At 62.4% G+C, this 13,691-nt stretch carries 9 protein-coding genes; 7 read left to right on the top strand and 2 right to left on the bottom strand.

Annotation, left to right across the window (positions count from 1 at the left end):
• Positions 1–209: 209 nt before the first annotated feature.
• A complete protein-coding gene (locus ACSUZJ_RS18300; RefSeq protein ID WP_499410524.1) occupies positions 210–2,441 on the top strand; it encodes an NADP-dependent isocitrate dehydrogenase in 2,232 nt (743 codons plus the stop codon).
• A gap of 319 nt (positions 2,442–2,760) precedes the next feature.
• Here the strand turns inward: ACSUZJ_RS18300 and ACSUZJ_RS18295 are convergent, their stop codons facing one another.
• Positions 2,761–3,321, bottom strand: a complete 561-nt coding sequence (locus ACSUZJ_RS18295; RefSeq protein ID WP_499410522.1) for a pseudouridine synthase — start codon at positions 3,319–3,321, stop codon at positions 2,761–2,763.
• Positions 3,322–3,522: 201 nt separating this feature from the next.
• Between ACSUZJ_RS18295 and icd the strand changes: the two genes are divergently transcribed.
• A complete protein-coding gene (gene icd, locus ACSUZJ_RS18290) occupies positions 3,523–4,779 on the top strand; it encodes an NADP-dependent isocitrate dehydrogenase (RefSeq protein WP_499410520.1) in 1,257 nt (418 codons plus the stop codon).
• Positions 4,780–4,863: 84 nt separating this feature from the next.
• Positions 4,864–5,001: a hypothetical protein gene (locus ACSUZJ_RS18285; protein WP_499410518.1), complete on the top strand. Its 138-nt coding sequence runs from the start codon at positions 4,864–4,866 to the stop codon at positions 4,999–5,001.
• Between the two features lie 176 nt (positions 5,002–5,177).
• On the opposite strand, the gene cspE is transcribed toward ACSUZJ_RS18285, so the two are convergent.
• Positions 5,178–5,381, bottom strand: a complete 204-nt coding sequence (cspE, locus tag ACSUZJ_RS18280) for a transcription antiterminator/RNA stability regulator CspE (RefSeq protein WP_020653506.1) — start codon at positions 5,379–5,381, stop codon at positions 5,178–5,180.
• A 333-nt stretch (positions 5,382–5,714) separates the two neighbouring features.
• Between cspE and clpS the strand changes: the two genes are divergently transcribed.
• From clpS to ACSUZJ_RS18260, 4 genes are all read left to right on the top strand, one after another.
• On the top strand, positions 5,715–6,017 hold the full coding sequence (gene clpS / locus ACSUZJ_RS18275; protein WP_312549969.1) for an ATP-dependent Clp protease adapter ClpS: 303 nt from the start codon (positions 5,715–5,717) through the stop codon (positions 6,015–6,017).
• Positions 6,014–8,314, top strand: a complete 2,301-nt coding sequence (clpA, locus tag ACSUZJ_RS18270) for an ATP-dependent Clp protease ATP-binding subunit ClpA (protein ID WP_499410515.1) — start codon at positions 6,014–6,016, stop codon at positions 8,312–8,314. The genes clpS and clpA overlap by 4 nt, the downstream gene beginning before the upstream one ends.
• Before the next feature lie 366 nt (positions 8,315–8,680).
• On the top strand, positions 8,681–9,724 hold the full coding sequence (locus ACSUZJ_RS18265) for an IS110 family RNA-guided transposase (RefSeq protein ID WP_499408564.1): 1,044 nt from the start codon (positions 8,681–8,683) through the stop codon (positions 9,722–9,724).
• Between the two features lie 399 nt (positions 9,725–10,123).
• On the top strand, positions 10,124–13,480 hold the full coding sequence (locus ACSUZJ_RS18260) for a S41 family peptidase (protein WP_499410513.1): 3,357 nt from the start codon (positions 10,124–10,126) through the stop codon (positions 13,478–13,480).
• Positions 13,481–13,691 lie beyond the last annotated feature (211 nt).

Raw genomic sequence — 13,691 nt, 5'->3', positions numbered from 1 at the left:
GTCTTATGTCTTATAGAAGACTTGCGGCGCGGCCGGGATGACGCCGAGCGGCCGGGAAGACCCTTCGCGCTCTGTCCATCGCTCTGGGCGGAGTAGTATCGGAGTAGTATGATCCATCGAGCGCGCCGCATACGGTGCGGGCGCGGGCAGGCGTTACTTATCAAGTTTTATACATCGCGACACCTTCGCGATAACCGAGGAAATAGTGCATGAGCAGTGATCCGACCATCATCTACACCCTGACCGACGAGGCGCCGCTGCTGGCGACCCACGCCTTCCTGCCTGTCGTCAGCACCTTCACCAAGGCTGCGGGTATCCGCGTCGAGCAGGCCGACATCTCGGTCGCCGCGCGTATCCTGGCCCAGTTCCCGGAACGCCTGACCCCGGAACAGCGCGTCCCCGACGTCCTCAGTGAGCTGGGCAAGAAGACCCTGGAGCCGGACGCGAACATCATCAAGCTGCCGAACATTTCCGCATCGGTCGGCCAGCTGGTCGCCGCAATCAAGGAGCTGCAGGCCAAGGGCTACGACCTGCCCGACTACCCGGCCGACCCGAAGACCGACGAAGAGAAGGCCATCAAGGCCAAGTATGCCAAGTGCATCGGCTCGTCCGTGAACCCGGTGCTGCGCGAAGGTAACTCCGACCGCCGCGCGCCGAAGGCCGTCAAGGAATACGCACGCAAGAACCCGCACTCGATGGGCGAATGGTCGCCGGCCTCGCGCACCCACGTGTCGCACATGACCCACGGCGACTTCTACCACGGCGAAAAGTCGATGACCCTCGACCGCGCCCGTGAAGTCAAGATGGAACTGGTCACCAAGAGCGGCCAGACCATCGTCCTGAAACCGAAGGTCGCGCTGCAGGACGGCGAGATCATCGACTCGATGTTCATGAGCCGCAAGGCCCTGCTCGAGTTCTACGAGAAGCAGATCGAAGACGCGAAGAACACCGGCGTGCTGTTCTCGCTGCACGTCAAGGCGACGATGATGAAGGTCTCGCACCCGATCGTCTTCGGCCACTGCGTGCGCATGTTCTACAAGGACGCGTTCGCCAAGCACGGCGCGCTGTTCGACAGCCTGGGCATCAACGTCAACAACGGCATGGCCGATCTGTACAACAAGATCGCCGACCTGCCGGCCTCGCAGCGCGAAGAAATCGAGCGCGACCTGCACGCCTGCCAGGAACACCGTCCGGCGCTGGCCATGGTCGACTCGGCCAAGGGCATCACCAACTTCCACTCGCCGAACGACGTCATCGTCGACGCCTCGATGCCTGCGATGATCCGCGCCGGCGGCAAGATGTACGGCGCCGATGGCCGCCTGAAGGAAGTCAAGGCCGTCATCCCTGAATCGACCTTTGCGCGCATCTACCAGGAAGTCATCAACTTCTGCAAGTGGCACGGCGCCTTCGACCCGCGCACCATGGGCACGGTCCCGAACGTGGGCCTGATGGCCCAGCAGGCCGAAGAATACGGCTCGCACGACAAGACCTTCGAGATCCTTGAGGACGGCGTGGCCAACATCACCGACATCGCCACCGGCGAAGTGCTGATGAGCCAGAACGTCGAGCAGGGCGACATCTGGCGCATGTGCCAGGTGAAGGACGCTCCGATCCGCGACTGGGTCAAGCTGGCGGTCACCCGCGCGCGCAACTCGGGCATGCCGGCCGTGTTCTGGCTGGACCCGTACCGTCCGCACGAGAATGAACTGATCAAGAAGGTCAAGACCTACCTGAAGGATCACGACACGACCGGCCTGGACATCCAGATCATGTCGCAGGTGCGCGCGATGCGCTACACCCTGGAGCGCGTCAAGCGCGGCCTGGACACCATCTCGGTGACCGGCAACATCCTGCGCGACTACCTGACCGACCTGTTCCCGATCCTGGAACTGGGCACCAGCGCCAAGATGCTGTCGATCGTTCCGCTGATGGCCGGCGGCGGCATGTACGAAACCGGCGCCGGCGGCTCGGCTCCGAAGCACGTGCAGCAGCTGGTCGAAGAGAACCACCTGCGTTGGGACTCGCTGGGCGAATTCCTGGCGCTGGCGGTCTCGCTGGAAGACCTCGGCATCAAGACCGGCAACGCCAAGGCCAAGGTCCTGGCCAAGACGCTCGACGCCGCAACCGGCAAGCTGCTGGACAACCGCAAGTCGCCGTCGCCGAAGACCGGCGAGCTCGACAACCGCGGCAGCCAGTTCTACCTGTCGCTGTACTGGGCCCAGGAACTGGCCGCGCAAACCGAGGACGCCGAACTGGCAGCCCACTTCGCGCCGCTGGCCAAGACCCTGGCCGAGAACGAGCAGAAGATCGTTGCCGAGCTGCTGGAAGTGCAGGGCAAGCCGGTCGACATCGGCGGCTACTACAAGGCCGACGACGCCAAGGTGAAAGCCGTCATGCGTCCTAGCGCGACCTTCAACAGCGCGCTGGAAACCATCGCCTGATAGGGAAGTTTACGCGGCGCTGCCGCGCAAACTGAAGTAAAAGAAAACCCGCCAGACCGAAAGGGCTTGGCGGGTTTTTTATTTGAAGCGGGAGTAAAGGACGGCGTCGTTCGTTGAGTGAACGGTGACCGTAGGGTGGGCACCCTGTGCCCACGCGGAACGCGGCACGGCGGCGGCTTTTCCAGCAAGGTGCAGTCTGCGCTGCGGGCATGCATCACCAAGCGCTAACGCAACGCAGGCTTTGCGGTTCAAGCACGGTCAACACCTTGCAAATGTCCGCGTGGGCACGGAGTGCCCACGCTACAGGAACCGCCGCTTCCTATTTGCGCAAGTCCGCCACCGGCACCTCCACATACTCCCCCGGCATCAGGGGATGCGTCGCCAGCGAAAACGGCCCGATGCTGCTGCGCACCAGCCGCAGCGTCGGCAGGCCCACCGCCGCGGTCATGCGCCGCACTTGCCGGTTCTTGCCTTCCTCGAGCGTGATCGCGATCCAGCTGGTCGGTTTGTCCTGGCGGCTACGGATCGGCGGGTTGCGTGGCCACAGCCATTCCGGCTCGGCGATGCGCACCGCGCGGCAGGGCTTGGTAACGAAGTCGCCCAGGTCGATCGGGGCCTGCAGGCGCGCCAATGCCGCGGCGTCGGCGACGCCGTCCACCTGCACCAGGTAGGTCTTGGCTTCCTTGTGGTCCGGGTGCGCGATCTTGTGCTGCAGCTTGCCGTCGTCGGTCAGCAGCATCAGGCCCTCGCTGTCGGCGTCGAGCCGGCCGGCCGGGTAGACGTTCGGGATCTTGACGTAGTCGGCAAGCGACTCGCGGCCTTCCTGCGGGCTGAACTGGCACAGCACCTGGAACGGTTTGTTAAAGAGAATGAGAGGCATGGAAGGGTGGTGTACGGTTCAGGGCAAGGTCGGGGTGGGGCGTGGCGCGGGGCACGATACTGGTGCATAATGCAAGAGGCAACATTGCTGTCTTATACAAGACTCGCAGCCAATATTGTAATGTAGATCGCAGACCATGCCTGAGGCCGCGACATTGCAGTCCGCCTTGCGACCCGCCGTGCGACCATTTTGGAGAACACGATGTACCAACATATCAACGTACCCGCCGACGGCCAGAAGATTACCGTCAACGCGGATTTTTCGCTGACTGTACCAGATAACCCCATCATCCCCTACATCGAGGGCGACGGCACCGGCGTGGACATCAGCCCGGTGATGCTCAAGGTGGTCGATGCAGCGGTGGCCAAGGCCTACGGCGGCCGGCGCAAGATCAGCTGGATGGAAATCTATGCCGGCGAGAAGTCGACCAATGTCTACGGCCCGGACGTCTGGCTGCCGCCCGAAACCTTGGATGCGGTAAGAGAATACGTGGTCTCGATCAAGGGTCCGCTGACCACGCCGGTGGGCGGCGGCATCCGCTCGCTCAACGTGGCGCTGCGCCAGGAACTCGATCTCTACGTCTGCCTGCGTCCGGTGCGGTATTTCGCCGGCGTGCCGTCGCCGCTGAAGCAGCCCGAGAAGACCGACATGGTCATCTTCCGCGAGAACTCCGAAGACATCTACGCCGGCATCGAGTGGGCCGAAGGGTCGGAAGGCGCCAGGAAGCTGATCGACTTCCTCACCAAGGAGATGGGCGTCCGGAAAATCCGCTTCCCGGAAACCTCGGGCCTGGGTATCAAGCCGGTTTCGCGCGAAGGCACCGAGCGTCTGGTACGCAAGGCCATCCAGTACGCGATCGACAACGACAAGCCCTCGGTGACCCTGGTTCACAAGGGCAACATCATGAAGTACACCGAAGGCGGTTTCCGCGATTGGGGCTATGCCCTGGCGCAACGCGAATTCGGCGCTGAGCTGATCGATGGCGGCCCATGGTGCAAATTCAAGAATCCGAAGACCGGGCGCGACATTGTCATCAAGGATTCGATCGCCGACGCCTTCCTGCAGCAGATCCTGCTGCGTCCGGCCGAATACAGCGTGATCGCCACGCTGAATTTGAACGGTGACTATATTTCGGACGCACTGGCGGCCCAGGTCGGCGGCATCGGCATTGCGCCGGGCGCCAATATGTCGGACTCGGTCGCCATGTTCGAAGCCACCCACGGCACCGCGCCCAAGTACGCCGGCAAGGATTACGTGAATCCCGGCTCGCTGATCCTGTCGGCCGAAATGATGCTGCGCCATATGGGCTGGACCGAGGCAGCCGACCTGATCATTTCGGCGATGGAAAAGGCGATCCAGTCAAAACGCGTCACCTACGACTTCGCCCGCCTGATGGAAGGTGCGACCCAGGTATCGTGCTCGGGCTTTGGTGAAGTGATGATCGAGCAGATGCAATAACAGACGTCGGTATCGACAAAGCCCTGTTCTTTCAAACGGACAGGGCTTTTTTTTTGATGCTACTCAAATGAACAAGGTCATGCCATGAATATCGAACCCGATTACGAAAGAATCGTGCCCTTCATATATGACATGCATAAGGCCGGCATGAGCGGCGAACGGCTGGAAGCCATGACAGCGGACACGCGGGATCCCGAACGCGCGCCCGGGCTGTGCGGCTGAAGGCGCGCTACGAGACCATCTTGCGGCCCGGCGACCGGAGCGTATCGGGCGAGGAATTGCGGCAGGTATTGGAGGCGATGGCGAGCCTCGCGCGTGACGCAGATTGCGTCTAGCTAAACAGGAGCGAAAAAAAACCCCGCCGGGGCGGGGTTCTTGGCGTACTTCCGCAGGGATGATTACATGCCCTGGATGTTGGAAGCTTGCTTGCCTTTAGGGCCTTGCGTGACTTCGAATTGGACTTTCTGACCTTCTTTGAGGGTCTTAAAACCGTTCATGTTGATTGCGGAGAAGTGTGCAAACAGATCCTCACCGCCGTCATCTGGAGTGATGAAGCCAAAGCCTTTGGAATCATTGAACCACTTAACAGTACCAGTTGCCATAAAAGAACTTTCAAATATAAACAAATCACACGAGCCATAAAAGCAAGAAGCTTCTTGCCCCCTCCTCAGCCTGCTCACTTCTTATCAACAAGTACATAAGTACATGTCAATGTTTGCATTGTTGATGGACTAATCTTGTAAGTCAAGCCCTTTGATCGATGTGTTGCTAAATTCTTCACACGACCTGCAAAGCCGGCTCTTGATTTCTGCAATCGGAACGCCATCTGCGCTTTCAACGGAAAACAAGTAAGATGAAGGCGAGTCGAAGTGAACTGATCGAGTTGGTCTGATCTTTACGCTTGGCATCATCCTTGAAAGCATTAGAATACGTCCATGGCAACCAAGCACGATACCGAACAGCTGCTGGAGCGGCAGATCGTAAAACCACCGCCCCTGTATCAGGTGGCGTTGCTGAATGACGACTACACGCCGATGGAGTTTGTGGTCGCTATCATTCAGGAGTACTTCAACAAGGATCGCGAGACGGCGACGCAGATCATGCTTTCCGTACACCGTCACGGCAAAGGCGTGTGCGGCGTGTTTTCCAAAGATATAGCGTGTACCAAAGTGGAGTTTGTCTTAACGCATGCACGTAAGGCAGGGCATCCCCTGCAATGCGTGATGGAGGAAGTATGATTGCGCAGGAACTTGAAGTATCCCTACACATGGCCTTTGTCGAAGCTCGACAGGCACGGCACGAGTTCATTACCGTGGAGCACCTGCTGCTTGCGCTCCTCGATAATCCCTCGGCCGCTGAAGTCCTGCGTGCGTGCGCGGTCAACATCGACGACCTGCGCAAGACCTTGACCAATTTTATCGGTGACAACACCCCGACCGTGCCGGGCACGGGCGAGGTCGACACCCAGCCGACGCTCGGCTTCCAGCGCGTGATCCAGCGCGCGATCATGCACGTGCAGTCGGCGTCGAACGGCAAGAAGGAAGTGACCGGCGCAAATGTGCTGGTGGCGATCTTTGGCGAGAAGGACTCCCATGCCGTTTACTACCTGCACCAGCAGGGCGTGACCCGACTCGACGTGGTGAACTTCATCTCGCACGGCGTGCGCAAGGACCAGCAGATCGACAGCCAGAAGGCATCGGAAGGCGTGGAAGAGGCCCAGGTCGAAGGTGCGACGAAGGAAAGTCCGCTCGACCAGTTCACCCAGAACCTGAACAAGTCGGCCGCCGACGGCAAGATCGATCCGCTGATCGGTCGCGAGGAGGAAGTGGATCGCGTGATCCAGATCCTGTGCCGCCGCCGCAAGAACAATCCGCTGCTCGTGGGCGAAGCCGGTGTCGGCAAGACCGCGATTGCGGAAGGCCTGGCATGGCGCATCGTCCAGGAAGACGTGCCCGAGATCCTGCAGAATGCCGTCGTATATTCGCTGGACATGGGCGCGCTGTTGGCCGGCACCAAGTACCGCGGCGACTTCGAGCAGCGCCTGAAGGCCGTCCTCAAGCAATTGAAGGACACGCCGAACGGCATCCTGTTCATCGACGAGATCCACACGATCATCGGCGCCGGCTCGGCATCGGGCGGCACGCTCGACGCCTCGAACCTGCTGAAACCTGCCCTGGCGAACGGCCAATTGAAGTGCATCGGCGCGACCACGTTCACGGAATTCCGCGGCGTGTTCGAGAAGGACCATGCCCTGAGCCGCCGCTTCCAGAAGGTGGATGTGAACGAGCCGTCGGTCGAGCAGACCGTGCAGATCCTGCGTGGCCTGAAGTCGCGCTTCGAAGAGCACCATGGTGTGAAGTATTCGTCGTCGGCGCTGTCGACCGCGGCCGAACTGGCTGCACGCTTCATCAACGACCGTCACTTGCCCGACAAGGCGATCGACGTCATCGACGAAGCGGGCGCGGCCCAGCGCATCCTGCCGAAGTCGAAGCAGAAGAAGACCATCGGCAAGACCGAGATCGAGGAAATCATCGCCAAGATCGCGCGCATTCCTCCGCAGACCGTCAACCAGGACGACCGCAGCAAGCTGCAGACGATCGACCGCGACCTGCGCAACGTCGTCTTCGGCCAGGACCCGGCGATCGATGCGCTGGCTTCGGCCATCAAGATGGCGCGTGCCGGCCTCGGCAAGCAGGACAAGCCGATCGGCTCCTTCCTGTTCTCGGGTCCGACCGGCGTCGGCAAGACCGAGGTCGCCAAGCAGCTGGCCTTCATCCTCGGTATCGAGCTGATCCGCTTCGACATGTCCGAGTACATGGAGCGTCATGCCGTGTCGCGCCTGATCGGTGCGCCGCCGGGCTACGTCGGCTTCGACCAGGGCGGCCTGCTGACCGAAGCCATCACTAAGAAGCCGCACGCGGTGCTGCTGCTGGACGAGATTGAAAAAGCCCACCCGGACATTTTCAACATCCTGCTGCAGGTGATGGACCACGGCACGCTGACCGACAATAACGGACGCAAGGCCGACTTCCGCAACGTGATCATCATCATGACCACGAACGCGGGCGCCGAGAGCCTGACCAAGCGCTCGGTGGGCTTCGTGGACGCGCGTGCGACCGGCGACGAGATGGCCGACATCAAGCGCATGTTCACGCCGGAGTTCCGCAACCGCCTGGACGCGATCATCAGCTTCCGCGCGCTGGACGAGGAAATCATCCTGCGTGTCGTGGACAAGTTCCTCATGCAGCTGGAAGAGCAGCTGCACGAGAAGAAGGTGGAAGCCATCTTCTCCGAGAAGCTGCGCAAGTTCCTGGCCTCGAAGGGCTTCGATCCGCAGATGGGCGCCCGCCCGATGTCGCGCCTGATCCAGGACATGATCCGCAAGGCCCTGGCCGACGAGCTGCTGTTCGGCCGCCTGGTCAACGGTGGCCGCGTGACGGTGGACCTGAACGAGAAGGACGACGTCATCCTCGAGTTCCCGGAAGGCGACGCCCTGCCGCCGCCGGCCCCGGCCGAGACGGTCGAGATCGAGTAAAGCTCGATGCTCCACAAAAAACCGCGCCCGGTGCGCGGTTTTTTATGCCTGCTCGGCTTCGGTAGGGTGGGCACCCCGTGCCCACGCGGAACGACGAACCGTGTTGACGTTCGCATGTGTGCAAATGACGCGTTTCGCTGCGCTTCCCAAGGCGCTGTGTTAGCGCTTGCAAACATGGTGACGCCACGGAGCGAATAGTCGCGCCAGCCGACTCCGGTCCAACACGTAACGCGTGGGCACGTCATTGATGCCCCCGGCATCAATGACCCCACCCTAATGTGATGGACTCCACCCTCCTGATATCGGCATCATTGTGCCAAGTGTGCCAGATTGGGCTGGCACGCTAAAACAAGAGGGGGAGTCACCATGAATGCTAGCGCAAAAGTGGTTGGTTTGGATATTGCGAAGGACGTGTTCTTCGCGGTCGGGCTCGATGGAAACGGCAAACGGGTGTTCAAGAGTAAGCTTTCTCGAGACCAGGTGCTTGCGCAGTTCGCGCAGATGGCTCCGGCGATGATTGGTATCGAAGCGTGCGCGGGTTCGCATTACTGGGCACGCAAGCTCGTCGAAATGGGACACGACGCCAAACTGATTGCGGCCCAACACGTCAGGGCATATGTCACCGGTAACAAGAACGACATGAACGACGCTGCTGCAATTGCCGAGGCGCGCTCGCGTGGGGCAACCAAGTATGTGCCGATCAATACGGCTGCACAGCAAGATTTGCAGATGCTGCACCGCGCTCGCAGCGCCCTGATGACGGAACGGGTGGCGATGATCAACAGGATCAGGGCGTTTGCCGGGGAATATGGCCGGGTGTTTCCCAAGCGCGTGGAAAGATTCCGCGACGGACTGAAAGCATGGCTGAACGATCTGGACAATGGTTTGTCTGGTATGGCCCTGGAGACGTTCCGGGAGCTCAAGGCCCAGCTGGACGACAAGGACGAGAGGATTCAGGCGTACGACCGACGTTTGAACCAGGCAGCCAAGTCGGAACTGGCGAAGAAACTGATGGAGGTGCCGGGTGTGGGGCCGTTGACGGCAACGGCAGTGCAGGCAACCATCGCCGATCCGCGCCACTACAAGAGCGCGCGGGACTTTGCAGCGAATTTAGGCCTCGTGCCACGCGAGCATAGCAGTGGAGGCAAGCAGCGCCTGTATGGCATTACCTGCAGGGGCGACAGCTATCTGCGCACCCTGCTCATACACGGAGCGCGCAGTGCACTGAGAACAGCAAGCGGCAAGCCCGACAAGCTGCTGCAGTGGGCAACAAGGCTGGCAGAACGGCGCAGTTTCAACGTTGCCGCGACTGCGCTGGCCAACAAGATGGCCAGGGTGATCTGGGCGTTGATGGCGCATGGACGCCCGTACGTTCCGGCCTGGTCGAAAGACACGCCCAGGCCGGCCTGAAAAGACTGTCGATTAACTCAGCAACAGCAAGGAGCAACCGCCAAGTTTGCGACGAGAAGAAAGAATGATGCCAACAGGTTGGACCGGCGTCGGGTGAATCCGTAAACTGTAGTGGCCATCAAGGCCGTCACCCTATGAGGATCCTGACGCGCGTATCACATCAGGGCCAGAGCACTGGAAACGCTCAACATACAGGCCGAATAGATACAAGCAAACTCTTCCTAACGGCAAAAATTCAATCTTCTTCTTGCAAATCGGGTGGAGTCCATAGATACGGATTGGTGTGCCTTCACAGTCGACGAAGCGGATACGCACACTATCTTTTTTGCTTGTATGCACGTCAACTCATCCACGCGCTGTGGCAAACTGATGCTCTTTTGCAACCTTTGCCACTTGTCCATGAACGTGTCCCGCACCATCCTCGCGCTGTCGCTGGCGCTGATCGGCAGCCAGGCTGCCGCCGCCGATCCTTACTTCCGTTTCCCCGCCGTGCGCGGCGACACCATCGTCTTCACGGCCGAGGGCGACCTGTGGCGCACGACCGTCAATGGCGGCAAGGCCACGCGCCTGACCACGCATCCGAACGCCGAAACCCATGCCGCCATCTCGCATGACGGCAAGTTTGTGGCCTTTGCCGCCTCCTATGAAGGCGCCCAGGAAGCCTATGTGATGCCGATCGAGGGCGGCCTGCCCAAGCGCATCACTTTCGAGAACGGCGGCGTGACGGTGCTGGGCTGGACGGCGCAGGGCGAGATATTGGTGAGCACCGAGAATTCGGTGGGCCCGTCCAAGCACCGCGTCGTCGCCGCGCTGGACCCGGTCAAGATGGCGCGCCGCGTGCTGCCGCTGGCCGACGCCAACGACGCCGTGCTCGACGACAGCGGCCGCACCGTGTATTTCACGCGCATGGGCCTGTCGATGACGAACGATAACGTCAAGTCCTATCGCGGCGGGGCCGTTGCCCAGCTGTGGCGCTACGAGCTCGGTTCCAAGGGCGAAGCCCAGCAACTGTTCAAGGGTGACAGCGCCAACAACCGCCGCGCCATGTGGTGGCAGGGGCGCCTGTACTTCATCAGCGATGCGGGCGGCGCCGACAACATCTGGTCCTCCAGGCCGGACGGGTCCGACCGCCGCGTCCACACCCAGCACAAGGAATGGGACGTGCGCACCGCCTCGCTGGGCGACGGCCGCATCGCCTACCAGCTCGGCGCCGACCTGCGCGTCTATGACATCGCCAGTGGCCAGGACACCCGCCTGAACGCCAGCCTGCTGTCGGACTTCGACCAGCAGCGCCTGCGCCGCGTGAAGTCGCCGCTTGATGCGCTGACCAGCATCGAGCTGGCCAACAAGGCCGAGCGCATCGTGATCACCGCGCGTGGGCGCGTGACGATCGCGGGCACGGGCAGCTACCGCCGCGTCGAGATCGCGGTACCCGATGGCGCGCGCGCCCGTAGCGCGGTCTTCAGCCACGACGACAAGTGGGTCTACGTCATCGTCGACGCCAGCGGCGAAAACGAGATCTGGCGCTATGCGGCGGACGGCTCGGGCAAGGGCGAGCGCCTGACCATGGATGGCGCATCGCACCGCTCCAGCCTCTATCCGTCGCCGGACGGGCGCTGGCTGGCCCACACCGACAAGAAGGGACGCACCTGGCTGCTCGACCTGGAGAAGAAGACCAACGTCGTCATCGACGACGCCGGCCAGGCCGGCCTGGACCAGCCGGACCAGGTCGTGTGGTCGCCCGACAGCCGCAACCTGGCGTTCGTGCGCGTCGGCAGTATGGAGCAGCGCAACCAGATCGGCATGTACAACCTGGCGAGCCGGCAGATGAGTTTTGTCACGACCGACCGCTTCGAGGCCAACTCGCCGGCGTTTTCGCCGGACGGGAAGTGGCTCTACTTCCTGTCGGCGCGCCACTTCAACCTGGGGAACAATTCGCCCTGGGGCGACCGCAACATGGGCCCGGTGTTCGACAAGCGCGTCGGCGTCTACGCGCTGGCGCTGCAGTCGGGGAACCGCTTCCCGTTCAAGCCGGAAGACGAGCTGACCAAGCCGGAAGAGAAGTCGCCCGAAGCCGCGGCGCGCGAGGCGATCAAGGCGCCGGGCGCGGACGATCGCGACGCCGACAAGAGCGCCGCGGTGGCTGCCGCGGTGGCCGCCAGCGCCAGCGCGGCAGCCAAGGACAAGCCGAAGGCACCGACCCCCGCGGTCGTCTACGCCGGCCTGCGCGAACGCCTCTACGAAGTGCCGGTCGCACCGGGCAATTACCGCGCGCTGGCGATCGACGACAAGCGCCTCTACCTGCTCGATTCGGACGACGGCCAGAAGGGCACGCTCAAGACCCTCGAGATCTCGCGTAACACGCCCAAGCTCGAGACCTTTGTCGCCAACGTGCGCGAGTTCGGCCTGACGCAGGACCGCAAGCACATCTTCTACCGCACCTTCGCCAAGGGCACGCTGGGCGACATGCTGGTCGTCGACGCCGGCGCCAAGGCCCCGGCGGATCTCAGCCGCGCCAAGGTCAAGGTCGACGACTGGGCGGTAAGCTCGAACCCGCGCATGGAATGGGTCCAGATGTTCAACGACGCCTGGCGCATGCACCGCGACTTCCTGTACGACGCCAACATGCGCGGCGTCGACTGGAAGGCCGTGCGCGCCCGTTACGCGCCGCTGGTCGAACGCGTCACCGACCGCGCCGAGCTCGACGACGTGCTGGGCATGATGGTCGGCGAAGTCGGCGCCCTGCATTCGCAGATCCGTCCGGGCGACGTGCGCCGCGCCCCGAGCGAGGGCACGCCGTCCAGCCTGGGTGCGGTCCTGACCCGTACCGGCGAGGGCTACCGCGTCGACCGCGTCTACCGCAGCGAGCCCGAGCTGCCATCGGAAGCCGGCCCGCTGTCGGCGCCGGATGTGGACGTCAAGGAAGGCGAGACCATCACGGCGGTCAATGGCAAGTCGCTGGCCGAGGCACGCGACATCGCCGACCTGCTGCTCGACCAGGCCGACAAGCAGGTGCTGCTGCAGGTGAAGAGCCCGGGCGGCAAGACGCGTTCCGTCATCGTCACGCCGGTGTCGATGGCGCGCCATGCCAGCCTGCGCTACTCGGACTGGGAGCAGGGCAGGGCGCAACAGGCCGAGGCCGCCTCGAAAGGCCGGATCGGCTACCTGCACCTGCGTGCGATGGGCGCGCGCGACATCAACGCCTTTGCGCGCGACTTCTACGCCAACATCAACAAGGAAGGCCTGATCATCGACGTGCGCCGCAATAACGGCGGCAACATCGACAGCTGGATCATCGAGAAGCTGCTGCGCCGCTCCTGGGCCTTCTGGTCCTCGAACGGCAAGCAGCCGCAGTCGAACATGCAGAACAGCTTCCGCGGCCACCTGGTGGTGCTGGTGGACGAGCTGACCTATTCGGACGGCGAGACCTTCGCGGCCGGCATCAAGGCCCTCAAGCTCGGCCCACTGGTGGGCAAACGCACCGCGGGCGCGGGCGTCTGGCTCAGCGACGCCACCGGCCTGGCTGACAACGGCATGGCGCGCGTCGCCGAGTTCGGGCAGTTCGGCGCGGACGGCGAATGGCTGATCGAAGGCGTGGGCGTGAGCCCGGACGTCGAGGTCGACAACCTGCCGCACGAGACCTTCAACGGACGCGACCGCCAGCTGGAAGTGGCGATCGAGCTCCTCGAGAAGAAGATGAAGGAGCAGCCGGTCAAGCCGTGGAAGCCGGCATCGATTCCGGCGTTGAAGCGGTAATCGGTCGATGATCGTTTGCGGCGGTGGCGTCCCCGTGCCGCCGCGAACATGCATGCCGTGAGACAGCGTGGACACAGGTGTCCACCCTACAACTGCCTTTCGTAGGGTGGGCGCCTGTGCCCACGCGGTCTCATCGCTTGATCATCGGCGCCGTCACTATCGGTCCCATGCGACGAATGACCACTTCATCAAGCCGTCACAAACCCCCACT

The sequence above is a fragment of the Telluria sp. B2 genome (assembly GCF_051789535.1).
In the GTDB taxonomy this organism is placed as follows: Bacteria; Pseudomonadota; Gammaproteobacteria; order Burkholderiales; family Burkholderiaceae_D; genus Telluria.
The sequence above is the reverse complement of the archived record's forward strand: the minus strand, read 5'-3'. Positions and strand labels throughout refer to the sequence as shown.